Genomic DNA, 21005 nt, shown 5'->3' on the forward strand with positions numbered 1-21005 from the left:
CGCCGCTTTCCGCCGCGGCCCTGGTCCGGCGGCTCAGACCCCGGCCGGCTTGGCCTCGGGCGTCCCCTGCAGCCGCGCCGCGCGGGTCTTCGGGCCGAACAGCGCCAGCACCACCGCGCCCACCAGCCACGTTCCGGCGATGAACAGGAACACGCTCTGGTACCCGCTCCCGTTGTACAACCCGGCCACGATCAACGGACCCACCGCGTTGGACAACCGGCCGAGCCCGTACGACACGCCGGTGCCCAGCGAGCGGCCCCGCGTGTCGAACAGCTCCGGCGAATACGCGTACCCGAGCGCCGTGTAGCCGCGCTCGAACAGGTTCACCAGGAACCCGAACACCACGATGAGGACCGGGTTGAACGTCAGCCCGTAGAACAGGCCGCACAGCGCGATCACCGTGCCGAACGCGACCAGGCACCACTTGCGCTCGAAGCGGTCCGTCACCAGCGCCGCCAGGTACGAGCCCAGTGGCGCGCCGACCGTCGTCAGCGCCACGTAGAACACGGACTTCTCGACGCTGAAGCCCTCCTTGGCCAGCAGCGTCGGCGCCCAGCTCGAGTAGCCGAAGAAACCGATCGTCTGCGTCACCCACAGGACCGTCAGCAGCAACGTCGGCATCAGGTACTTCTTCTGCAGCAGCAACCGCAGCGGCGCCTTGGCCACCGGCGCCTCGTCGACCGGCGGCGCCGGCTCCGGCAGCGGGCCCTTCTCCGCCTCGACGCGCTCTTCGATCTCGCGCAGCACCGCGTCCGCCTTGGCGTGCTCGCCGCGGCTTTCGTACCAGCGCGGCGATTCCTTCAGCTGCCGCGTGAACAACACCAGCAGCACGCCGAGCGCGCCCCACAGGTACACCAGCCGCCACGACCAGGAGTTGATCGGCACCACCGCGCTCGCGATCAGGTTCGTCACCGGCGTGCCGCAGATGCCGATGACGATCGCGTACGCCTGGTACTTGCCGCGGCTCGCCGCCGGGTACAGCTCGCTGACGTAGATGACCGCGACGACGGTCATCGCCGAGAGCCCGGCCGACGTCAGGATGCGGAACACCCCGAGCGACACGATGTCCCAGGAGAACACCGCCGCGAACGAGAAGACGCCGAACCACACGGTCGTCCACATGAGAGCGTTCTTCCGGCCCCAGCGGTCGGCGAGCTTGCTCGCGATGATCGACCCGAAGAACATGCCGACGAACGACAGCGAGGTCACGTACGCGACCTGGTCGACCGTCACGCCCCACAGCTTGATCAGCTTGGGCGCGGTGGTGGCGAAACTGTTGATGTCCGCGAACTCGAAGAAGTAGGCGAACGAGACGGCGAGCAGGGTGATCTTGTGGAACCGCGAAATCGGCAGTCTGTTCAGCCGGTTGAGCGCGTTGGCGTGCTGCATTGCATGCCCTTCAGGGGTTTCAGGCGGTTTCGCCGGGCCAGTAGAGGCGCATCGGGTTGTCGACGAGCAGCTTTCGCCGCAGCTCCTGCGTTTCCGCGATGTGCGGGACGTAGTCGACGAGCAGGCCGTCGTCGGGCATGTGGTTCTTCAGGTTCGGGTGGGGCCAGTCGGTGCCCCACAGCACCCGGTCCGGGAACTCCGTCACGACGCGCCGGGCGAAGGGCACGACGTCGGTGTACGCGTGCCGTTCGCCGTCGAGGGCCGGTGGCCCGGTGACGGTGAGGCGCTCGGGGCAGCTCACCTTCACGTGGACGTCGTTGCGGTCGACGAACTCCAGGAACCGCGTGAACTCCGGGCCGTCGACGGGTTTCGTGACGTCCGGGCGTCCCATGTGGTCGATCACCAGCGGCGCGGGGAGGCCGCCGAAGAAGTCCTCGAGCTCGGGCAGGTCGGCGGCTTCGAAGTACAGCACCACGTGCCAGCCGAGCGGCGCGATCTTCTTCGCGATGGTGCTCAGGTCCTCTTTGGGCGAGGCGTCGACGAGCCGTTTCACGAAGTTGAACCGGACGCCTTTGATGCCCGCTTCGTCGAGTCGGCGGAGTTCTTCGTCGCCGACATCCGGACGGACGGTCGCGATCCCGCGCGCCCGGCCGTCCGCCGCCCGGACGGCGTCGACCATGGCCGAGTTGTCCGCGCCGTGGCAGGTGGCCTGCACGATGACGTTCCGCGTGATGCCGAGGTGATCCCGCAGCGCGAAGAGCTGGTCCTTGCTCGCGTCGCAGGGCGTGTACTTGCGTTCGGGGGCGAAGGGGAATTCTTTCTGCGGGCCGAAAACGTGGCAGTGTGCGTCCACAGTGCCCTCGGGCAGCCGGAAGTCCGGTGTGGACGGACCTTGGTGCCAATCCAGCCAGCCGGAGGTCTTCGGTGCGCGCGCGATCATCGGCCCTGTCCTTTGAGGACGGTGTCCAGCCGCGGGTAGACGGCGCGGGCGTTGTGCTCCCGGATCGCGGCCCAGTCCTCTTCGGACAGTTTCGCGGCTTCGGCGTACCGGCGCGTGTCGTCGAAGTGGTGGCCGGTGCGCGGGTCGACGCTGCGGACGGCGCCGATCATCTCGGACGCGAACAGGATGTTGCGCGCCGGGATGACGTCGAAGAGCAGGTCCGACCCCGGCTGGTGGTAGACGCAGGTGTCGAAGAAGACGTTGTTCAGGACGTGCTCTTCCAGCTCGGGCTTGCCCAGCGCCATCGCGAGGCCGCGGAACCGGCCCCAGTGGTAGGGGACCGCGCCGCCGCCGTGCGGGATGACCAGCCGCAGCGTCGGGAAGTCGGTGAAGAGGTCGCCCTGGACGAGCTGCATGAACGCGGTCGTGTCGGCGTTGAGGTAGTGCGCGCCGGTGGTGTGGAACGCGGGGTTGACGCTGGTGCTGACGTGCACCATGGCCGGGATGTCGTATTCGACCATCTTCTCGTAGATCGGGTACCACGACCGGTCGGTGAGCGGCGGCGCGGTCCAGTGGCCCCCGCTGGGGTCGGGGTTGAGGTTCAGCGCGACGGCGCCGTACTCCTCGACGCAGCGGGTCAGCTCGGGAACGCAGGTGGCGGGGTCGACGCCGGGCGACTGCGGGAGCATCGCGGCGGGGGCGAACCGCTCGGGGTAGAGCGCGCTGACGCGGTGGCAGAGCTCGTTGCAGAGGGCCGCCCACTCCGCCGACGTCTCGAAGCCGCCCACGTGGTGGGCCATGAACGACGCGCGCGGGGAGAAGATCGTGAGGTCGATGCCGCGTTCGTCCATCAGTCGCAGCTGGTTCGGCTCGATCGTCTCGCGCAGCTCGTCGTCGCTGATCCGCAGGTCCGCTCGTTGTGGTGGGGCGGCGTCGCCGGTCAGGGACGCGACCTGCCGGTCGCGCCACGCCGCGAGGGCGGGCGGGGCGGTGGTGTAGTGGCCGTGGCAATCGATGATCAAGGTGGTTCCTCGTCGCTTCCGGGCTTCGATACTCGCACACTAATCGTCGATGAAATTGTTGACAATATCTACGACGAGATTGACCTGATTGAGACGCTGTGCCGCGCCGGTGGGTGGGGTCGTCGCAGGTCGGCGTGAGAGACTGCGGCCGAACCGCCGGAGCCGGAGTCGGCGCACCGTGGGGGCGGTCAGCCGAGACCGAGGAAGTCATGACGAATCCGCAGTACCCCGGCACGCCGGGGCAGCAGCCGCACGCCGGGCCGGGCCAGCAGCCGTATGGCGCGCCTTCGGGCGGTTTTCCGGCCCAGTCTGATCCGGGCCAGCCATATGGCGCGCCATCGGGTGGTTTTCCCGCGCCGCCGGCTCCGGGCCAGCCGGCTTATCCCTCGCCGTCGGGTGGTTTCCCGGGGCAGCAGCCGTACCCCGGCCAGCCCTCTTACCCTGGCGGGTTCGCCGGCCAGCCGTACCCGGCCGCGCCCTATCCCGCGACCGGTTACGGCATGCAGCCGCCGCAGCCCAACGGGGCCACCGCCATCATCGCCGGGATCCTCGCCGTGCTCGGCGGGCTCGCCTCGCTGCTCGGCCTGATCGCCGGCGTCATCGGGATCGCCAGCCTCGGCTTCCTGCACTGGCTCTTCGTCGTCGCCCTGGTCGAGAACCTGATCCTCGTGGGCACGCTGCTGCCCGGCGGCATCCTTCTGTTCCTGCGCAAGCCGGTGGGCCGCCTGCTCACCATCATCGGCAGCGGGTTCGCCATCTTCGTGCAGATCGCGACCATCGTGCTCGACGTGGTCGGCATCGGGCACTACAGCGCCGGACTGCTGCCGGGTTTCCTCGGGTTGCTGCTGACCCTGGCGCCGGCCATCGCGACGCTCGTCCTCGCGATCGTCAAGCCGACCGCGCTGTGGTGCGCTCCTCGCCCACGCTGACCGGGTTCCCGGCGCGGCGTACCAGGCTCACCATCGCCGCGCCGAGGACGCCCGCGATCGCGAACACCACGAAGCCCAAAGAGGACAGTCCACTCGCGACCAGGATCCCGCCCAGCCACGGCCCGAACACCGCGCCCAGCCGGCCGACCCCCGACACCCAGCCGAGCGCCGTGGCCCGGCTGTCGGCCGGGTAGTACGCGCCGACCGCCGCGTAGATGAGCGTCTGCGCGCTGAACAGCCACGCGCCGGTGAGGAACACGACCACGTACGTCACGGCCAGCGGCAGGTGCACCGCCAGCAGGCCGACGCCGCACGCCGTCAGCGCGAACCAGATGATCGCGACCGGCCGGGCGCCGAACCGGTCGGCGAGCCGGCCGGCGACGAGCATGCCCGCGATCCCGCCCAGGTTGATCACCAGCAGGAAGCTGATCGCGGAACCGAGGTTGTAGCCGCTGCCGCGCATCATCGTCGGCAGCCAGGTGTTGACGCCGTACACCAGCAGCAGGCCGGCGAAGGAGGCGATCCAGAACAGCAGCGTCGTCATCCGCACCGACGGCGTGAACAGGCCGCGCAGGCCGCCGCGCCGATCTTCCGCCGGTTCGGGGGCGAAAGTGTCGAGGGGGACGGCGTACTTGTCCGCGATGGCCCGCGCGCGGTCGGTCTTGCCCTTGGCCAGCAGGAACGTCAGCGACTCCGGCAGCAGGAAGACGACCGCCGGCAGCACCACGACGAGCAGCAGCGCGCCGATCCAGTACACCGACCGCCAGCCGAGCGACTGCACCAGCGTCATCCCCAGTGCGCCGGCCAGCGCGCCGCCCGCCTGGTGGGCCGTCATCACCGTGGTGACGGCGAGGTTCTTCCGCCACGCCGGCGCGTACTCCATGACCATCGCGATCGCCGACGGCAGCAGGCCGCCGAGCCCGATCCCGGCGACGAACCGCGCCGCGCCGAAGAACGCGACCGTCGGCGCGGCGGCGCACGCGGCGGCGGCCAGCGAGAACACCACGACGCCGGTGATGATGATCTTCCGGCGCCCGGTGCGGTCGGTGAGGATGCCGGACGCGAGCGCACCGAGCATCATGCCGAACGTCGTCAGGCTGCCGATGGTGCCGCCGGTGACCGCGGTCAGGCCGAAGCCCTTGTCGGCCAGCACACCCGGCAGCGTCGCCCCGTAGACGAAGAGGTCCAGGCCGTCGAGCAGCACGAGGACCCAGCACAACGCGGTCACCCGGACGGACAGCCGGACCGTGGCGGCGGCCGTGCCGCCGAGTTCTCGTGTGGACATCCTCGTCCCTTTCGTTCCGGGTGGCGAAGGTGTCCGAAGCTACATCTGCTGAGATATTGAACACAAGACTCGCGGCAAGATTGTTAACAATCCTGTGAATCAGCTATGTGTGCAAGCTGGTCACGAGATGCGCCGGCGACGTCGGCTCGCACGCCCAGTTCGCCGAGCATCTCCGCGGCCGCCGCCATCTCGGCGGTGCGGCGGACGGCGTGCTTGTGGGAGCCGTCGACGAGCCGGTCGACGGTGGCCGCGTTCGCCGCGGTGAGCTCGTCGACGATGATCTTGCGCAGCCAGTCTTCGCAGCCCGCGGCGCGCGCGGCTTCGAGCGCTTCGACCACGGCGGCCGACATGCCCTTGAAGAACACGCTGCGCAGCAATTTGCGTTCGGCGGCGAGCCCGGCGTCGCCGGTCATGACCTCGATCGCGGCGCCGAACGTGTTGAGCGAATTGGCGACAATCTTGGCGGCGACCCCGGTGGCGAGCATCGGAACGCGCAGGCCGCGGCCGGGCACGGGCGCCATGATCGCGATGTCGGCGAACGGCACGCCGTGCTCGGCGGCGATGGCGGCGAGTTTGCGCTTCGTGCCGGGCGAGGCGGTGTTCAGGTCGGCCCAGGCGGCGCCGGTCTTCACGCCGGCCAGGCCGGCTTCGAGCGCGTCGACGGCCGCGTGCGCGCTGTTCACGCTGAGCACCAGGTCGGCGCCCTCGGCGGCGTCGGCTTCGGAGCCGGTGGCGACGACCCCTTCGGTGGTGGGCACGGCCGGGTCGTAGCCGCGCACGACGGCGCCGGCGGCGACCAAGTCGCGGGCGAGTGCGCTGCCCGCTTCGCCGAGGCCCAGTATCGCGATGGTTCCGGACATAGCAGAATCCTCTCGACAAGCTACGATCGAGTACACGATGTGCACGACAAAATTGTCAACAAACGGCGTCTCTTCAACAAACGGAGTCGGGGTATGACCGAGAGTGCTGCGGATCGGCAGCCGGGGGAGCGTTCCGTGGTGGCGGCCATCCGCGACGCGATCGTCCGCGGCGAGTTCGTGCCCAACCAGCGGCTGGTGGAGGCGGACCTGTCCGGCCAGTTCGCCGCGAGCCGCGCGACGGTGCGCGCGGCGCTGATCGAGCTGACGAACGAGGGGCTCGTCGAGCGGGTGCAGAACCGCGGGGCGCGGGTGCGCGCGGTGTCGCTGGAGGAGGCCGTCGAGATCTCCGAGGTCCGGATGATGCTGGAGTCGCTGTGCGCGGCGAAGGCGGCGGAGCGGGTTTCCGACGCGGAGGTCGGCGAGCTGAAGGAGCTCGGCGAGCTGATGCATCAGGCGGTGGCGGCCGGCGACGTGGTCGGGTACTCGGGGCTCAACCAGCGGTTGCACCGCCGGGTCCGCGAGATCAGCGGCCAGCACACGGCGGCCCAGGTGCTGGAGCGCCTGCGGGGGCAGAGCGTGCGCCACCAGTTCCGGCTGGCGATGCGCCCGGGACGGCCGCAGGTGTCGTTGCCGGAGCACCTGGCGATCATCGACGCGATCTGCGCGCACGACGCGGAACGAGCGGCCGAGGCGGCGCGGGTGCACTTGGGAAGCGTGATCGAGGCCCTGAAGGCCGCCGATGCCGCGGAGGTTTCGCACCTGCGGCCGTGAGGGTGGCGAGGGGTGATGGTGGTTGCGCCGGGGGCGTTTCGCGCTTGCACCCGTGAGCGTGGCGGGGTGGCGATAGTGGTTGCGCTGCGGAGGGTTCGCACCTGCGCCGTGTGGGTGGCGGGGTGGTGATGGTGGTTGCGCCGCGGAGGGTTCGCGCCTGCGCCCGTGGGAGCGGCAATGGCGGTCGCGTCGCTGAGGGTTCGCGCCTGCGGCCGTGATGGGTCTCGCGGATGGTTCATCCTCCGGAATCAGTCCTGGCGCCAAGATTGTTGACAATTTCGTCGACCGAACCGTACCGTAGCCCGTATGAAGCCCGTCATCGTCACCGATCCGCCGCGCGCCGACCTTGAGCAGGTCGCGCAGCTGGCCGACTACGGCGTTGCCACCGTCCATGAGGCTCTCGGACGCTCCGGGCTGCTCGGCCCCGATCTCCGCCCCATCCAGGACGGCGCGCGGATCGGCGGCACCGCCGTCACCGCGCTCTGCTGGCCCGGGGACAACCTCATGATCCACGCCGCCGTCGAGCAGTGCCGCGAAGGCGATGTCCTCGTCGTCACCACCACCTCCCCCTGCCGCGACGGGCTCTTCGGCGAGCTCTTCGCCACCGCCCTGCGGTACCGGGGCGTGAAAGGGCTCGTCATCAACACCGGCGTCCGCGACGTCGCCGACCTGCGCGCCCTCGGCTTTCCCGTGTGGTCGGCCGCCGTCAGCGCGCAGGGGACCGTCAAGGCGACCGCCGGCGCCGTCAACGTGCCCGTCGTCATCGGCGGCCAGGTCATCCGGCCGGGTGACGCCATCCTGGCCGACGACGACGGTGTCATGCGCGTGCGCCGTGAGGATGTCCAAATCGGACTCGAAGCCTCTCAAGCCCGGCTGGAAAAGGAAGCCGCCGCCCGGGAAGCGTTCGCTCAAGGGCAGCTCGGCCTGGATCGCTACGGGCTGCGCGAAAAGCTCGAAGCCCTCGGCGTCCGGTACCTGACCGCCGAGGAGTACGAAAAGGAGCAGGCATGACCGGCGTGCGGTGCATGCTCATGCGGGGCGGCACCTCGAAAGGCGCCTACTTCCTCGCCGGGGACCTCCCTGCCGACCCGCAGACCCGCGACGACCTCCTGATGCGGATCATGGGCACCCCCGACCCGCGCCAGATCGACGGCCTCGGCGGGGCTCAGCCGGTCACCAGCAAGGTCGCCATCGTGTCCAAAGCGGACGGACCGGACCACGACGTCGACTACCTGTTCCTGCAGCTCGGCGTCGAAGAGCCGACCGTCTCCGACCGGCAGACCTGCGGCAACCTCCTGGCCGGCGTCGGGCAGTTCGCCGTCGAACGGGGACTCGTGTCCGCTGGGGAAGAGCGCACCGCCGTGCGCGTGCGGCTGGTCAACACCGGCACCGTCGCCGTCTCGACCTTCGCGACCCCCGGCGGCGAAGTCGATTACGCCGGCAACACGGCCATCTCCGGCGTCCCAGGCACCGCGGCCCCGGTCGAGCTGGACTTCACCGAGACCGAAGGCTCCGTCTGCGGCAGCCTGCTGCCCACCGGCAACGTCCGCGACGACATCGGCGGCATCGCCGTGTCCTGTGTGGACAACGGGATGCCGGTCGTCGTCGCGCGCGCCGAAGACCTCGGCGAGGAACCGGGGCTCGCCGACCGGATCGACGCCCTGCGCATCGAAGCCGGGAAGCTCATGGGCCTCGGCGACGTCCGCGGCTCGTCGGTCCCCAAGACGACGCTCGTTTCCGCACCCCGCGACGGCGGCGCCATCGCCACCCGCACCTTCATCCCGGTCAAGCAGCACCCGTCGATCGGCGTGCTCGGCGGGGTCAGCGTCGTGACGGCGTTGCTGCTCGAGGGCGCCGTCGGGGCCGAGCTCCTCCGGAAACCCGCGGCGGGCGAGCCCATCGAGATCGAGCACCCGAGCGGCAAGCTCGCCGTGGCGATCGAGTTCGAAGGCTCCCGCGTCCGCCGGTCGACGGTGATCCGCACCGCGCGGAAGCTGTTCGACGGCACCGTTTTCCCGCGTCCCTGAGGAGAAGCCCATGCCCGATCCCTCGCCGCGCCACGAAATCGCCCACCTCGGCCACGTCGAGCTGCTGACCCCGGAGCCGGAGAAGAGCCTCGACTTCTTCGTCCGCGTGCTCGGCCTGACCGAGAACGGCACCGACGGCGACTCCGTCTACCTGCGCACCTGGGACGACTACGAGCACCACAGCCTGAAGCTCACCGCGGCGAAGACGTCCGGCGTCGGGCGGACCGCGTTGCGCACGTCCAGCGAGGAGGCCCTCAAGCGGCGGGTCGTCGCCCTCGAAGAGCGGGGCCTCGGCGTCGGCTGGGTCGACGGCGACACCGGGATCGGCGCGACGTACCTGTTCCGCGACCCGGACGGCCACGAGCTGGAGATCTACTGGGAAACCGAGCGCTACCGGCCGCCGGAGCACCTGCGGCCCGCGCTGAAGAACCAGGCGCAGGCGTACCCGGGGCGCGGGGTGGGCGTCCGGCGCCTCGACCACGTCAACTACCTGGCGCGGGAGGCCGAGGTCAACGGCCGGTTCGTCTGCGACGCGCTGGGCGGGCGCGTCACCGAGCAGATCCAGCTCGACAGCGGCGTGATTTCGGGGCAGTGGACGCACTTCGCGCAGAAGTCGTACGACCTCGTCTACACGAACGACTGGACGAAGTCGAGCGGCCGGCTGCACCACATCGCGTTCGCGACCGACACGCGCGAGGACATCCTGCGCGCGGCGGACATCGCGCTCGACAACGACGTCCACATCGAGACCGGGCCGCACAAGCACGCGATCCAGCAGACGTTCTTCCTCTACGTCTACGAGCCCGGCGGCAACCGGATCGAGCTGTGCAACCCGACCGGGCGGCTGATCTTCGCGCCGGACTGGGAGCCGGTCACCTGGACCGAGGCCGAGCGGGCGAAGGGGCAGGCGTGGGGGTTGAAGACGATCGAGTCGTTCCACACGCACGGGACGCCGCCGGTGGCGTGATCAGCTCGTGAGCTCGCGGTAGGCGTCGGCGACGCGGCAGAGGTACTCGGTGTCGCTGCCGAGGTCCTGTCCACCTTGGACGGTCGGGTCGGTCGCGAGCGGCGGCTCGCCGTGTTCGCGGGCGTGCAGGGCGGCGGCGATTTCGGCGGCCTCCTGGTGTTCGCCGGTGCCGGAGCCGGTGCGGTACGGGCGGATGGCGAGCAGGCCGTCGCGGATCTCGATGACGCGGCGGTAGAGGTGCAGCCGCGTCGGGAACAGCGTGGTGCGCGGCGGTTCGAGCGCGATCTCCGGTTCGGCGCGGTAGAGGGCCAGCCAGAGCGGGCCGAGCCGGCGGTACTGGCGGTGGCGGCGCAGCCAGCCGGCCGCCGCGGGCACGCCGACGCCGACGAGCACGAGCACGTGGGCCGCGGTGGGCAGGGCTTTGCTCAGCAGGAAACCCCGGCCGTACTCGAAGGTGAAGGGAGCGCGGGCGGTGACGGCGATGACGGTCCGGATCACCATGTAGGCGGCCGCGGCGACGACCCCGGCGACGACCAGGCCGAGGCCGGCGCGCACGATCCGGTCGGCGGTGCGGCGCGCGTCCTGCAGGCACAGCCACGCGATGACCCCGAGTTCGGGCAGGAGCGCGACCGCGTAGGCAATGCAGTACTCCATGACGAACGGCGACTGCGGCATCATGTTCGGCGCCAGCGCGAAGAACATGATCATCACGGCGCCGCCGGTGGCGGCCCAGGCACTGTGGCGCCGGGCGCCGGCGCGGAGTCCGTGCACGGTGAGGAGGAGCTGGGCGCCGGCCCAGACCGCGCCGACCATGGCGAGGTGGGCGACGAGCAGTTCGACGTTGGGGGCGCCGAGTGCGCGGGTGAAGGTGCGGACGGCGGGGGTGAGCGCGGTCTGGGAGACGGCGAGGCCGAGCACACAGAACCGCACGAGCCGGCGGCCGGGGGTGGGGCTGGGTCGCAGCCAGAGCAGGAGGGCCCAGGCGAGAACGGCGGGGCCGTAGCGGCGGACGAGCTCACCCATGGGCGCCGCGCTTCGGCGGAGGGGTGGTGGCGGTAGCGGGCGCGGCGGGGCGGATCGGTTCGGCTGGACTTGTGCGGGAGGTGCACGTGGGCGGATTGGCGGGGCGGATCGGTGCGGCCGGACTCACTTCACCCACGGTCGCCGCCGTCCTCCAACGCTGAGCGCAGGCGGTCTGCCGCCGAGTCGCCGTGGTGGGCGAAACCCGTGTGCTGGCCCAGCATCGATGCGAACAGCTCCGCCTCCCGCTCCTCCTCGCTCGAATACCCCGCGCGCCCCAGGACCCTCCGGACCATCGCCGGGTCCAGGTTGGGCAGGAGCACGTGGGCCTGCTCGGCCGGGGTGAGCGTGGCCGGGTAGTGGTCGCACAGCATGTGGCCGATCTCGTGCAGCACGATGTGGTCCTGGTGCGGTGCGCTCGTGTGCTTCTCGTACGCGATCAGGTCCGTCGTCGCCGTCGCGATCCACAGGCCGCACACCTCCGACAGCCCGGGCAGCGGCAGCAGCCGGATCGGGCGGCCGCGGCGCTCGCCCAGTGCCGCGCACAGCGTCCGCACGTCGAACCTGGCCGGCAGGCTCAGGTCCCGCAGCACCGCGGTGAACCGGTGCCGGAGCCGGCGCCGCGAGGTCATCGCTCGGCGTCGCTCGCCGGTTCGGGGAGGCCCTCGAGCTCGCGGACCCGGTCGACCATGTCGCTGATCGCTTCGAGGCTCTTCGCCGACAACCCGCGCGCGCGAAGGGCGATCTGCCGGACCGGTGCCTCCCGCAGCGCGCTGAGCAGCGTCAGCTCCGCGTCGATGCGCTCGGCCTCCGCGTCGTCGAAGAAGTACGCCGGGGGCACGCCGAAGAACCCCGCGAGCGCTTCGAGGTGCCGCTTCGTCGGGTTGTCGCGCAGGCCCTTGCGCAGCTGCCACAGGTAGGTGGCCGAAATCGTGGGTCCGCCCTGCGCGCGGATGGACTCGGCGACCTCGTCGAAGGTGTACTCGTCGCCGTCGGCGGGGCGCACGACGCTGAACAGGTGGTTCAGCTTCGCGGAGAGGGTTCCCGCGGCGATCTCCTCCGGCATGGCGCGAGTCTACCGTTGACCGCGTCGCCCACGTCAGTTTACGATCACGGCCGAGTTCGCCAACTGATGTGAATGGGCGAGGGGGCGGTTCACATTCCGAGGAAGCGCGTGAGGATGACGACGACCGGACGGCTGGCCGTGGTGGGCGCCGCCGTGCTGCTCTACGCCCACTGCATCGGAGGCGCCGGCTGCCCTGCGGGGCAGCGAACCTGAACCTCCGACGAACCCGTGGCGCTCGCCGCCGTCTCGACCCCGGCCTGCGGTACGCCACCCCTCGTGCGCTTGACGCGTATAACGGTCTATACGACGGTGCTCAGTGGATCCGGCCCGCCGGTGCCGGTCGTGCTGACGCGCGTCGTCCCGGTCAAGCGCATGGGACCGGGCACGTGCGACGGGACCAGCCAATAGCCGCCGGGTACCTGAGCCGGACGGCGGCATAACACCGCCGCCGCCCGGATCGCATACCCGCGCCGACCTGCCGCGATCCCGTCGACCCGACGAAAGTCGGTGCCCCGCAAGGAAAAGCCCGGCTTAGCCTCCGAGTCCCGCGGGCGGCCCTCGTCCGCCGAGGACGAGGAGACGCGCCGATGCGGAAACTGCTTGCCGTCCTGTGCTGTGCCGTCGTCGCCACCACCGTGGTGGCCTCACCGGCGTCCGCCGCGGGGAGCGTGCCCGGCCTCACCGGGGCCGCCGCGAAGGCCGCCGCCGGGCCGATGGCCGATCGGTTCCTCCAGCTGCGGCAAGGGAAAGCCGTCGCGCAGCGGCACACCTTCTGGGGTCCCGAACCCCAGCTCGCCACCAGCGCGGACGGGCTGGTCGTCACCCAGAGCGTCACGCCTTCCCTGCGCATCTCGAACCGCAACGACGTCGTCTACGCGCCCACGATGAAGCCCACCGGGCACTCGTGCGTCGAGGTCGTCACCGCCTACGGTCTCGGCGACGCCGCGCAGGTCTGGGCGTGGGACTGGTGCCGCTCGGTGTCGCCCGCCAAGGTCGTGCCGATCGACAGCGCTTTCCTGGCCACCTACACCAGCACCGTGGACGGGCACCCCGCCTACACCGTGCAGGAGGTCCGGACCAACGCGACGGCCAACACGTGGACGGCTTCGCTGCGCAACGTCAAGACCGGTGCGTGGGACACGCTGTTCACCCAGAGCGGCAGCGACCAGAGCGCGCTGGACGAAGGCTGGGACATCTTCGAGCTCTACTCGACGCGCAACCCGGCGACGGGCAACGCGTACTACTGCTCGGACGCCCGCGGCGCCGTCTTCGAGTCCAGCTCGCTGCAGCTGCGCGTCGCCGGGCGGTGGGTGAACGCCTCGCCGACGAACTCGCCGCTGCGCCCGACCGCGAACCCGCGGCCGGCCGACTACGACTGCTCGACGCTGCGCTTCGAAGTCCCGGCGCCGAACAGCACCTGGCGGGTCACCGTGTGAGCAGCAGCTCGCGGCCGCGTTCGTGCCACCAGGTGTCGAACGCGGCGCTGCAGCCCCGCCGGCCGGCGTAACTCGCGACGACGGCGGCGTGGATCTCTTCGGCGTGCGCCGCGACCGGGGTGCCCGGCCGGTAGCAGAGGCGCAGTTCCTGCCACAGCGGCGCGCCTTCGATCGCGCGCACGGCGATGCTCGCGGGCCGGTCTTCGCGCGTCGCCAGCGCCGGCGCGACCGCCATGCCCGCGCGGACGAGGTCCAGCAGCGTCGCCAGGCACTGCGGCCGGTGCGGCTGGTCGAGCGCGACGCCGTGGCGGCGGCAGACGCGCTGGAGGTACGCCGACCACCGGGTCGTCCCCGGCGCGTCGTCCGCCCACGGGTGCTCGCCGAGGCCGGCGAACGGGACTTCCCGCGCGCCGGCCAGCGGGTGGTCGGGCGCGAGGATCACGAACACCGGTTCGCGCGGGTGCACGACGAGACTCTCGACGCCTTCCGGCACCACCGGATCGGGCAGCGGCGGCAGGTAGACGAGCGCCAGGTCGAGGGTGCCGGTGGCGAGCCGGTGCAGGGTGGCCGTCTCGTCCTGGTCTTCGTGGACGCTCACGCCGTGGCTCCACGGCCGGTCGCGAAGCCAGCGTGACACCGCGAGGTGCAGGAAGCCGCAGTAGCCGCCGACGCGCAGCGGCCCGGTCGGCGCGCGCCGTTCGCCGAGCCGCTCGGTCAGCGCGGACACGCCGGCGAGCACGGTCCGCGCGTCGGCGACGACGTCCGCGCCGAGCCGGGTGGGCACGCAGCCGGTGGGGGAGCGGACGAACAGCGGCCCGCCGACGGACCGTTCGACGCGGCGCAGGAGCCCGGAAAGTGCGGGCTGTGAGACGTGCAAAACGCGGGCGGCGCGGGTGAGGCTGCGGGTGTCGGCGACGGTCACGAGCGCGCGCAGGTGGCGCAGTTCCAGGTCCACGACGCCTCCCGGTGCCGTTCAACTGGATCCAGGGTAGGCCTGGTGATCACCGGGGACATCCGACCTGAGTCGGGCGATGCCGGCCAGCGCCGCGCCGGCCAGGGCGAGGCCGGTGCGGACCCAGTTCACCGCGTTCCACGTCGTCAGCGCGGAGGCGACTTCGCCGGGCGGGAACGCGGGATCCAGCAGCGCCGAGTCAGCGGGGACGAAGTAGAGCAGCAGGAGCGCGAAGGTGCCGGCGAGGCACGCGGTCGCCGCCGCCCACAGCCGGACCGGCCGGTGGTGCTTCGCGGCGGTGTACGTCGTGATGCCCAGGAAGATCAGGGAAGCCAGCTCGAACGGGAACACCGTCAGGCCGGTGACCGGCCCTTCGGTCGCGAAGCGGGTTAGGAACACCTCCGGCGGCGCGGCCCGCCAGGACGGGACGACGACGGTCTGGCTCAGCAAGGCGCCACCCGCGAATGCCGCGGTGGTGGCTGTCGCGAGAGTTCTCATGCGGCTTTGACGGGTTCCGGCAAACCCTTGTGACGGGAATCGGCAAATCGCCGGCCGAACGACCGCTCGCGGCGCGTTGGACGGGCTCTGTCGGGAATCCGATCCTACGGTGAGGCCATGCTCTCGATCCGTCCTGCTACGCGCTTCGAAGACGTCGCGGCGATCCTCAACCCCGGTGGGAACGACCGCGCCTGCTGGTGCCTCGCCTACCGGATCACCTCGGCCGAGTACAGCGCGTTGCGCGGCGAACAGCGGGCCGACCGGGTCCGCGGGCTCTGCACGGGCGAGCCGGCGCCGGGCGTGCTCGCCTACGACGGCGAGACCCCGGCCGGGTGGTGCGGCGTCTCGCCGCGCTCGAGCATGGAACGGCTGAAACGGTCGCGGACGATGCCGCCGCTCGACGACCTGCCGGTGTGGAGTGTGGTGTGCTTCGTGGTCCGCGCGCCCTACCGGCGAAGCGGGGTGTCCGCGGCACTGCTCGCGGGCGCGGTGGACTACGCGCGTGAGTGCGGCGCGCCGGCGGTGGAGGGCTACCCGGTCGACACCGGGGGTGAACGGATCTCGTCGAGCGCGGCCCACGTCGGCACGACGACGCTGTTCGAGGAGGCGGGCTTCGACCGCGTCCGGCCGACCGCCGCCCGCGCCGACCGCCGCGTCCGCTGGCTCATGCGGCTCGACCTCCGGTGACCGCTACAGGTCCAGGACGACGTCCTCGCGCGGCCGTGAGCAGCAGATGAGCGCCTCGCCCGCCGCCGGGGACTCGAGGGGCTCGGGGTCGTACTCCACGCCGCCCGACAGCAGCGGTGTCACGCACGTGTGACACACGCCGGTGCGGCACGACCAGCGCGTCGGCACGTCGCACGCCTCCGCGAACTCCAGCAGGCTCGGGTACCGCTCGCTCCACGGCACCGTGATCCCGCTGCGCGCGAACGTCACCGCCGGCCCGGTCCCCGCCGCGCCCGCCGGCGCGTGCGGGGTCTTCCGGACCACACCGGTCAGCCCCGGGTTGATCGCCGACACCCCGCCGAACAGTTCACTGTGGACGCGAGCCGCGCCGAAGCCCAGTGCCACCAGGGCTTCCCGCATCGCCGTCATGAACGCGTCCGGGCCGCAGAGGTAGGCGGCGCCCTCGGCGGGTAGATCCAAAGTGGACAGGACCTCGAGTGTCAGCCGCCCGGTCTCCGCCGTGTGGAAGACGTGCTCGCGGCCGTGGGGCAGGCTCGCCACCAGCCGGTGCGCTTCGGCCGCAAACGCTTGCTCGGCCGCCGATCGGGCCGTGTGCACCCAGCAGACCTGCCGCGGGCTTCGACGAGCCGCGAGCGCGTGCAGCATCGCCAAGACCGGGGTCACGCCGATGCCCGCGGACAGCAGCACCACCGGCCGGTCGTCGTCGGCCAGGACGAAGTCGCCGCGCGGGGCCGCGACATCGACGACCGCGCCCGGCTCCAGTCGCGAGTGGAGGTAGCTGCTGACCACGCCGTCCCGCTTCACGCTGATGCGGTACTCGCGGTCCGACGGCGCCGCCGACAGCGAGTAGCTGCGGACCGGCGCGGGGTCGCCGGCACCGGGGACGCGCAGCGTGAGGTACTGGCCCGGCTGGGGCCGGGGGAGCGGCGCGCCGTCGTCGGCGGCCAGGTGGATCGACGCGACCGTCGTGCTCTCGGGCACCACCCGGGCCACGCGCAGCGGCCGGAACCCGCGCCACCCGCTCGGTGCGGCAGCGGGCGGCGCCGCGAGGAGGTCGCGGAACGACGCCTGCCAGCCGGGGCTGAGCGCGGGGATGTCGACGGCCTTGCGGAGCGTGGCGTCGTCGCGGCCCGGCAGGTAGAGCAGCGCGTCGACGTCCGCGACGCTCAGCTCGTGCCGGCCGGTGCGGGTGCGGACGATCTCGTCGCCGGCCTGGACGTGACCTTCGGTGATGACGCGCAGGTAGAAGCCGGGCCGGTGGTGCGCGACGAGCAGCGACGGCATCCGCGGCTCGCCCAGGCGCATGCCGACGCGGAAGCAGGTGACCCGCGGCTGGGTGACCTCGAACTCGGCCTCACCGATCCGGTACCGGTCGCCGATGTGCACCTCGTCGTCGGGCAGGCCGTCGACGGTGAAGTTCTCGCCGAACTGGCCGTCCTCGAGGTCGTCGCGGCCGAGGAAGTCCCGCCAGTGCTCGTAGGACTGGCGCTGGTAGACGAGCACCGCGCGGTTCTCACCGCCGTGGCCGCCCAGGTCGCCCTGGCCGTCGCCGTCGACGTTGAGCCGGCGCACCATCCGGCGCCCCTCGACCGGGTACTTGAAGATTCCCGTGTGGACGGTCCGCCCCTCCCAGGGCACGTCCCGCGGCATCCCGACGTTCAGTGACACCAACCGGGCCATCGTCGTCTCCTTCAGTCCGCCGCGGTGCGGGAGCGCTGGTAGTGGCGCCGGGCCTTCATGCGGTTGCCGCACACGGCCATCGAACACCAGCGGGCGCTGTTGGGCTTGCTGTGGTCGATCAGGAACAGCCGGCACTCCGGGTTGGCGCACGGGCGCAGCCGGCCGGGGCTCGACTTGGCGAGCGCGTCCCAGGCGAGGACGGCCCGCGCGGCGGCGGACCGTCCGGCCGGGACGTCGAGGACCCATTCGACGCCCTCGTCGCCGAAGGCCGCCCGGTAGCTCACGTCCTCGACGAACCGGGCCGCGGCGGCCGGCGCGTCCTCGCCCCGCACGATCCCCTGCAGCACGGCCCGCGCTTCGAGCAGCGCGCGGTGTTCGTCACCGGTGGCCGGCTGCCCGTGGGCGGCGAGCCACTCCCGGGCCGCCTCCGGGGCGGCCAGGTCGTCGCCGGGGACGCCGTCGCGCACCGGGGTCGTGTTGAGCAGGTCGAGGAGCAGCGTTTCGTCGGTCATCTTCTGCCTAACCTCCAAACTCACCCTTGACAGGTTACAGTACCGGTGCTTGCATGTCTAACCATCAAAGTCAATTAGAAAGGTTAGGCAGATGGGACTGGCCTGGCAGCAGGGACCACTGGCCGCGCGGGCGGTGGGGCACTTCCTGGTCGAACAGCCGCTGCCCGAGCGGCTGCTGTTCGCCGAGCCGCTGCGGCGGCGGATGCGCGTGCGGTTCGGTGACGAGTGGGTGGCCGACAGCGAGGACGTCGTCCTGCTGCACGAGCCCGGCCGCTACCCGGTCGCGTACTTCCCGGTCGCCGACGTCCGCGACGACGTGCTCGCCGCCGAGAACCGGACGACGACGCACCGCGAGCTCGGCCCCACCGAGTGGTTCACCGTCCGGGCGGGGGACCGGGAGGCGCCGCGCGCGGCGTGGCGGTACACCGGCCTCCCCGGGCACGCGGACGTCCTGCGCGACCGCGTCGCCTTCGCCTGGCGGGCGATGGACGCCTTCTACGAGGAGGACGAGCGGATCGTCGGGCACGCGGCCGACCCGTACCACCGCATCGACATCCGGCAGACCTCGCGCCACCTGGTCGTGCGCGACGGCGACCGCGTCGTCGCCGAGACCCGGCGCCCGGTCGTGCTCTACGAGTCCGGCTTCGCGCCCCGCTGGTACGTGCCGCGCGAGGACATCGACCTGACGGCGCTGACGCCGGTCGACGGCGAGACGTTCTGCCCCTACAAGGGCCTGGCCGGCTACTTCGACATCGGCGCCGGCAAGCGCGCGGCCTGGTCGTACCCCGAGGCGTGGCCCGAGGTCGAGCGGGTGTCCGGGTTCGTGTCCTTCGAGCCGGACGTCGTCGACGTGACGCTCGACGGCCGCAAGCTCGCGCTCGAACCGGGCCAGACCGTCACCCCGCACGGCATCGACCGCGGCCTCGACCCCGACGAGCTGCTCCTCCGGAAGGGGAATTGAGATGAGTTCCTTGACGGATCGCACGGTGCTGGTCGTCGGCCGCGGCAGCGGCATCGCCCGCGCGGTGACGCTCGCCGTCCGCGAAGCCGGAGCCACCGTCGTGGTCGCCGGACGCGACGAAACCGCCCTGGCCGCGGCCTACGACGACCCGGGTGTCACGGCGGCCGCCGTCGACCTGACCGACGAAGCCTCCGTCGCCGCGCTCGCCGAGCGGCTCGGCCGGGTCGACCACGTCGTCTCGACGGCGTCGGCGCGGGCCCGCGGCGCGGTGGGCGACCTCGCCCACGACGTCGTGCTGCGGTCGTTCGACGTCAAGGTGCTCGGCCCGCTGCTGCTGGCCAAGCACTTCGCGCCCCGGCTGCCCGAAGACGGCTCGTTCGTGTTCTTCTCGGGCTCGTCGGCACGGAAGCCCGCTGCCGGCATGCTGGCCGTCGGCGCCACGAACGCCGCGGTCGACGCGCTGACCCGCGGGCTCGCGGTGGAGCTGGCGCCGATCCGGGTGAACGCGGTGTCGCCGGGGACGATCGACACCGGGGCCTACGACGCCCTCGGCGACCGGAAGAAGGCCGAACTGTTCGCCGCCCGCGCCGCCACCAGCCCGGCGCGTCGCGTCGGGCAGCCCGAAGAGATCGCCGAAGCCGTCGTCTTCGCGCTCGGCAGCACGTTCCTGACCGGTGTGTCGCTCGGGGTCGACGGGGGCGAACCCCTTGTCTGAGTTCAGCTTGGAAGTCCTCACGCTGCCGGTCGCCGACGTCGACCGGGCGGTGCGGTTCTACACCGAACAGGTGGGCTTCGGCCTCGACGTCGACTACGCGCCGAACGACGGTTTCCGGGTCGTCCAGCTGACCCCGCCCGGGTCGGCGGCGTCGATCCAGCTCGGGACCGGCCTCACCGAGGCGGCCCCGGGCTCGGCGCGGGACCACTACCTGGTGGTCGCCGACATCGAGGCGACCCACGGGGAACTGGCCGGCCGCGGTGTGCCGGTGAGCGGGCTACGGCACAAGAAGTCCGTGGACTGGCAAGGGGATTTCGCGCCCGGAGCCGATCCGGACCACCGTGACTACGCGAGCTTCTTCGGCTTCGCCGACCCGGACGGCAACACGTGGATCGTCCAGGAACGCGGTCACACCGCGCGGTAGGCGAGCCCGCTCGCGTTCGGGGTCGTGCCCGAGTAGAGGCCGGTCGGGGACGTCGACGTCGACAAGGGGAACCACGCGTACCGCTCGACGAACGACTGCCCCTCCAACATCGCCGTCGAGCGCGTGACGAAGTCCGCCTGCTGCGCCGGCGACGGGTAGCGCGGGGCCGAGCCGGAGAAGTCGATGAGGGCGTACTCGGTCAGCCAGACCGGGAGGTGGTAGCGATCGTGCACCTTTTGCAGGTACGACTGCAGCTGCCCGGTGGCCGCGGTCGAGAAGTCGCCGCCGTACCAGTGCAGCGGGATGAAGTCGACGCGGTAGCCGCGCGCGGCCGCGCCGCTCAGGAAGCGGTCCAGCCAGCCGCCCGGGACGTCGCCGCCGTACGCCACCGCGGGCGCGCCCAGCCGCATGCCGGTGGACTGCAGCCGCGGCCACAGGTCGAGCGCCGTCTCGACCGACATGCTCGCCTGGCCCGTCAGGTCCGGCTCGTTGAAGGCCAGCAACGTGCTGCCCGACGCCTTCGCGCGGTCGAGCTGGTCCTGCGTGACCGAGTCCCGGCCCCAGATCATCGGCACGAACTCGGTCCCGCTCGGCACCGCGATGCCCTGTGGATCGGCTGCCCACGTGTAGAACCAACGCGCGCCGACGTCCGCCAGCGCGGTGGCCGCTCCGGGGTACGGGTTGGCGCTGACGCCCTTCTTGCCGGTCGCCGCGGCCGCGGGCACGGCGAAGGCGAGCAGGACGACGGCCACGATCGCGAGCATCTTCTTCACGAGCGCTCCTCGGTCGACGGGACGTCCTGGATAACCCCCGCCGTGCGCGCGCGGCAAGATCGCGGCGCCACCGGGGGCGCGAAGGGGAACC

23 protein-coding genes are annotated in these 21005 nt (G+C 71.6%); 10 read left to right on the forward strand and 13 right to left on the reverse strand.

Going from position 1 to position 21005, the window contains the following annotated elements:
- Positions 1-33: 33 nt before the first annotated feature.
- Genes ACERZO_RS04105 through ACERZO_RS04115 form a run of 3 tightly spaced genes read right to left on the reverse strand, consistent with a single transcriptional unit; the run spans position 34 to position 3351 of the window.
- Complete coding sequence (locus ACERZO_RS04105; protein ID WP_372661854.1) at positions 34-1389, reverse strand: MFS transporter; 1356 nt, start codon at positions 1387-1389, stop codon at positions 34-36.
- Between the two features lie 19 nt (positions 1390-1408).
- Entirely contained in the window at positions 1409-2329 is a 921-nt protein-coding gene (locus ACERZO_RS04110; RefSeq protein WP_372661857.1) for an amidohydrolase family protein, read from the reverse strand.
- On the reverse strand, positions 2326-3351 hold the full coding sequence (locus ACERZO_RS04115) for an amidohydrolase family protein (protein WP_372661860.1): 1026 nt from the start codon (positions 3349-3351) through the stop codon (positions 2326-2328). Before ACERZO_RS04115 ends, ACERZO_RS04110 begins: the two co-directional genes overlap by 4 nt.
- 209 nt (positions 3352-3560) lie before the next feature.
- On the opposite strand from ACERZO_RS04115, the gene ACERZO_RS04120 reads away from it, so the two are divergent.
- Positions 3561-4280, forward strand: coding sequence for a hypothetical protein (locus tag ACERZO_RS04120; protein WP_372661863.1), 720 nt, complete (start codon positions 3561-3563; stop codon positions 4278-4280).
- Here the strand turns inward: ACERZO_RS04120 and ACERZO_RS04125 are convergent.
- Complete coding sequence (locus ACERZO_RS04125; RefSeq protein ID WP_372661866.1) at positions 4240-5565, reverse strand: MFS transporter; 1326 nt, start codon at positions 5563-5565, stop codon at positions 4240-4242. The two genes, ACERZO_RS04120 and ACERZO_RS04125, sit on opposite strands and share 41 nt — an antisense overlap.
- An 83-nt stretch (positions 5566-5648) precedes the next feature.
- Positions 5649-6425 (reverse strand): DUF1932 domain-containing protein, encoded by a 777-nt coding sequence (locus tag ACERZO_RS04130; protein ID WP_372661869.1) that lies wholly within the window; start codon positions 6423-6425, stop codon positions 5649-5651.
- Between the two features lie 93 nt (positions 6426-6518).
- Here ACERZO_RS04130 and ACERZO_RS04135 point away from each other — a divergent pair, with 93 nt between their 5' ends.
- The 4 genes from ACERZO_RS04135 (at position 6519) to ACERZO_RS04150 (ending at position 10190) form a co-directional block, all read left to right on the forward strand.
- The gene (locus tag ACERZO_RS04135; RefSeq protein ID WP_372661872.1) at positions 6519-7196 is read left to right on the forward strand and encodes a GntR family transcriptional regulator; all 678 of its coding nucleotides are present in this window, start codon (positions 6519-6521) and stop codon (positions 7194-7196) included.
- Positions 7197-7502: 306 nt separating this feature from the next.
- On the forward strand, positions 7503-8207 hold the full coding sequence (locus tag ACERZO_RS04140) for a 4-carboxy-4-hydroxy-2-oxoadipate aldolase/oxaloacetate decarboxylase (RefSeq protein WP_372661874.1): 705 nt from the start codon (positions 7503-7505) through the stop codon (positions 8205-8207).
- Positions 8204-9223: a 4-oxalomesaconate tautomerase gene (locus ACERZO_RS04145; RefSeq protein WP_372661877.1), complete on the forward strand. Its 1020-nt coding sequence runs from the start codon at positions 8204-8206 to the stop codon at positions 9221-9223. Before ACERZO_RS04140 ends, ACERZO_RS04145 begins: the two co-directional genes overlap by 4 nt.
- A gap of 10 nt (positions 9224-9233) precedes the next feature.
- Positions 9234-10190, forward strand: coding sequence for a catechol 2,3-dioxygenase (locus ACERZO_RS04150; protein WP_372661880.1), 957 nt, complete (start codon positions 9234-9236; stop codon positions 10188-10190).
- Here ACERZO_RS04150 and ACERZO_RS04155 read toward each other — a convergent pair whose 3' ends face one another.
- From ACERZO_RS04155 to ACERZO_RS04165, 3 genes are all read right to left on the reverse strand, one after another.
- Positions 10191-11213 (reverse strand): MAB_1171c family putative transporter, encoded by a 1023-nt coding sequence (locus ACERZO_RS04155; protein ID WP_372661883.1) that lies wholly within the window; start codon positions 11211-11213, stop codon positions 10191-10193.
- 128 nt (positions 11214-11341) lie between these two features.
- Positions 11342-11842: a hypothetical protein gene (locus ACERZO_RS04160; RefSeq protein ID WP_372661886.1), complete on the reverse strand. Its 501-nt coding sequence runs from the start codon at positions 11840-11842 to the stop codon at positions 11342-11344.
- Positions 11839-12276: a helix-turn-helix domain-containing protein gene (locus tag ACERZO_RS04165; protein ID WP_372661889.1), complete on the reverse strand. Its 438-nt coding sequence runs from the start codon at positions 12274-12276 to the stop codon at positions 11839-11841. The genes ACERZO_RS04160 and ACERZO_RS04165 overlap by 4 nt, the downstream gene beginning before the upstream one ends.
- A gap of 587 nt (positions 12277-12863) precedes the next feature.
- Here ACERZO_RS04165 and ACERZO_RS04170 point away from each other — a divergent pair.
- Positions 12864-13712 (forward strand): carbohydrate-binding protein, encoded by an 849-nt coding sequence (locus ACERZO_RS04170; RefSeq protein WP_372661892.1) that lies wholly within the window; start codon positions 12864-12866, stop codon positions 13710-13712.
- Here ACERZO_RS04170 and ACERZO_RS04175 read toward each other — a convergent pair.
- Together ACERZO_RS04175 and ACERZO_RS04180 are read right to left on the reverse strand one after the other, a co-directional pair.
- The gene (locus tag ACERZO_RS04175) at positions 13702-14667 is read right to left on the reverse strand and encodes a LysR family transcriptional regulator (RefSeq protein WP_372661895.1); all 966 of its coding nucleotides are present in this window, start codon (positions 14665-14667) and stop codon (positions 13702-13704) included. The genes ACERZO_RS04170 and ACERZO_RS04175 overlap by 11 nt on opposite strands.
- A gap of 18 nt (positions 14668-14685) precedes the next feature.
- Positions 14686-15114: an anthrone oxygenase family protein gene (locus ACERZO_RS04180; RefSeq protein WP_372661898.1), complete on the reverse strand. Its 429-nt coding sequence runs from the start codon at positions 15112-15114 to the stop codon at positions 14686-14688.
- A 165-nt stretch (positions 15115-15279) separates the two neighbouring features.
- On the opposite strand from ACERZO_RS04180, the gene ACERZO_RS04185 reads away from it, so the two are divergent.
- Positions 15280-15849 carry a GNAT family N-acetyltransferase gene (locus ACERZO_RS04185; protein WP_372661901.1) on the forward strand — a complete coding sequence of 190 codons (570 nt, stop codon included), beginning with the start codon at positions 15280-15282 and terminating at the stop codon, positions 15847-15849.
- A gap of 3 nt (positions 15850-15852) precedes the next feature.
- Here ACERZO_RS04185 and ACERZO_RS04190 read toward each other — a convergent pair whose 3' ends face one another.
- Positions 15853-17529, reverse strand: coding sequence for an MOSC domain-containing protein (locus ACERZO_RS04190; protein WP_372661904.1), 1677 nt, complete (start codon positions 17527-17529; stop codon positions 15853-15855).
- Between the two features lie 11 nt (positions 17530-17540).
- Positions 17541-18041 (reverse strand): CGNR zinc finger domain-containing protein, encoded by a 501-nt coding sequence (locus tag ACERZO_RS04195; protein WP_372661908.1) that lies wholly within the window; start codon positions 18039-18041, stop codon positions 17541-17543.
- Positions 18042-18132: 91 nt separating this feature from the next.
- On the opposite strand from ACERZO_RS04195, the gene ACERZO_RS04200 reads away from it, so the two are divergent.
- The 3 genes from ACERZO_RS04200 to ACERZO_RS04210 are packed head-to-tail and all read left to right on the forward strand — an operon-like array spanning position 18133 to position 20141.
- Positions 18133-19002, forward strand: coding sequence for a DUF427 domain-containing protein (locus tag ACERZO_RS04200; RefSeq protein WP_372661910.1), 870 nt, complete (start codon positions 18133-18135; stop codon positions 19000-19002).
- A gap of 1 nt (position 19003) precedes the next feature.
- Positions 19004-19717 carry an SDR family oxidoreductase gene (locus tag ACERZO_RS04205; protein ID WP_372661913.1) on the forward strand — a complete coding sequence of 238 codons (714 nt, stop codon included), beginning with the start codon at positions 19004-19006 and terminating at the stop codon, positions 19715-19717.
- Complete coding sequence (locus tag ACERZO_RS04210) at positions 19710-20141, forward strand: VOC family protein (RefSeq protein ID WP_372661916.1); 432 nt, start codon at positions 19710-19712, stop codon at positions 20139-20141. The genes ACERZO_RS04205 and ACERZO_RS04210 overlap by 8 nt, the downstream gene beginning before the upstream one ends.
- Here the strand turns inward: ACERZO_RS04210 and ACERZO_RS04215 are convergent.
- Complete coding sequence (locus tag ACERZO_RS04215; protein WP_372662947.1) at positions 20126-20905, reverse strand: glycoside hydrolase family protein; 780 nt, start codon at positions 20903-20905, stop codon at positions 20126-20128. The genes ACERZO_RS04210 and ACERZO_RS04215 overlap by 16 nt on opposite strands.
- Between the last annotated feature and the right edge of the window lie 100 nt (positions 20906-21005).

This window comes from Amycolatopsis kentuckyensis (genome assembly GCF_041679295.1).
Lineage (GTDB): Bacteria > Actinomycetota > Actinomycetes > Mycobacteriales > Pseudonocardiaceae > Amycolatopsis > Amycolatopsis kentuckyensis_A.

Excerpts from the sequence above, each read along its gene's own strand:
- ACERZO_RS04105 (WP_372661854.1), bottom strand. The coding sequence starts at position 1,389 with ATGCAGCACGCCAACGCGCTCAACCGGCTGAACAGACTGCCGATTTCG.
- ACERZO_RS04110 (WP_372661857.1), bottom strand. The coding sequence starts at position 2,329 with ATGATCGCGCGCGCACCGAAGACCTCCGGCTGGCTGGATTGGCACCAA.
- ACERZO_RS04120 (WP_372661863.1), top strand. The coding sequence starts at position 3,561 with ATGACGAATCCGCAGTACCCCGGCACGCCGGGGCAGCAGCCGCACGCC.
- ACERZO_RS04125 (WP_372661866.1), bottom strand. The coding sequence starts at position 5,565 with ATGTCCACACGAGAACTCGGCGGCACGGCCGCCGCCACGGTCCGGCTG.
- ACERZO_RS04130 (WP_372661869.1), bottom strand. The coding sequence starts at position 6,425 with ATGTCCGGAACCATCGCGATACTGGGCCTCGGCGAAGCGGGCAGCGCA.
- ACERZO_RS04135 (WP_372661872.1), top strand. The coding sequence starts at position 6,519 with ATGACCGAGAGTGCTGCGGATCGGCAGCCGGGGGAGCGTTCCGTGGTG.
- ACERZO_RS04140 (WP_372661874.1), top strand. The coding sequence starts at position 7,503 with ATGAAGCCCGTCATCGTCACCGATCCGCCGCGCGCCGACCTTGAGCAG.
- ACERZO_RS04145 (WP_372661877.1), top strand. The coding sequence starts at position 8,204 with ATGACCGGCGTGCGGTGCATGCTCATGCGGGGCGGCACCTCGAAAGGC.
- ACERZO_RS04150 (WP_372661880.1), top strand. The coding sequence starts at position 9,234 with ATGCCCGATCCCTCGCCGCGCCACGAAATCGCCCACCTCGGCCACGTC.
- ACERZO_RS04155 (WP_372661883.1), bottom strand. The coding sequence starts at position 11,213 with ATGGGTGAGCTCGTCCGCCGCTACGGCCCCGCCGTTCTCGCCTGGGCC.
- ACERZO_RS04160 (WP_372661886.1), bottom strand. The coding sequence starts at position 11,842 with ATGACCTCGCGGCGCCGGCTCCGGCACCGGTTCACCGCGGTGCTGCGG.
- ACERZO_RS04165 (WP_372661889.1), bottom strand. The coding sequence starts at position 12,276 with ATGCCGGAGGAGATCGCCGCGGGAACCCTCTCCGCGAAGCTGAACCAC.
- ACERZO_RS04170 (WP_372661892.1), top strand. The coding sequence starts at position 12,864 with ATGCGGAAACTGCTTGCCGTCCTGTGCTGTGCCGTCGTCGCCACCACC.
- ACERZO_RS04185 (WP_372661901.1), top strand. The coding sequence starts at position 15,280 with ATGCTCTCGATCCGTCCTGCTACGCGCTTCGAAGACGTCGCGGCGATC.
- ACERZO_RS04190 (WP_372661904.1), bottom strand. The coding sequence starts at position 17,529 with ATGGCCCGGTTGGTGTCACTGAACGTCGGGATGCCGCGGGACGTGCCC.
- ACERZO_RS04195 (WP_372661908.1), bottom strand. The coding sequence starts at position 18,041 with ATGACCGACGAAACGCTGCTCCTCGACCTGCTCAACACGACCCCGGTG.
- ACERZO_RS04200 (WP_372661910.1), top strand. The coding sequence starts at position 18,133 with ATGGGACTGGCCTGGCAGCAGGGACCACTGGCCGCGCGGGCGGTGGGG.
- ACERZO_RS04205 (WP_372661913.1), top strand. The coding sequence starts at position 19,004 with ATGAGTTCCTTGACGGATCGCACGGTGCTGGTCGTCGGCCGCGGCAGC.
- ACERZO_RS04215 (WP_372662947.1), bottom strand. The coding sequence starts at position 20,905 with ATGCTCGCGATCGTGGCCGTCGTCCTGCTCGCCTTCGCCGTGCCCGCG.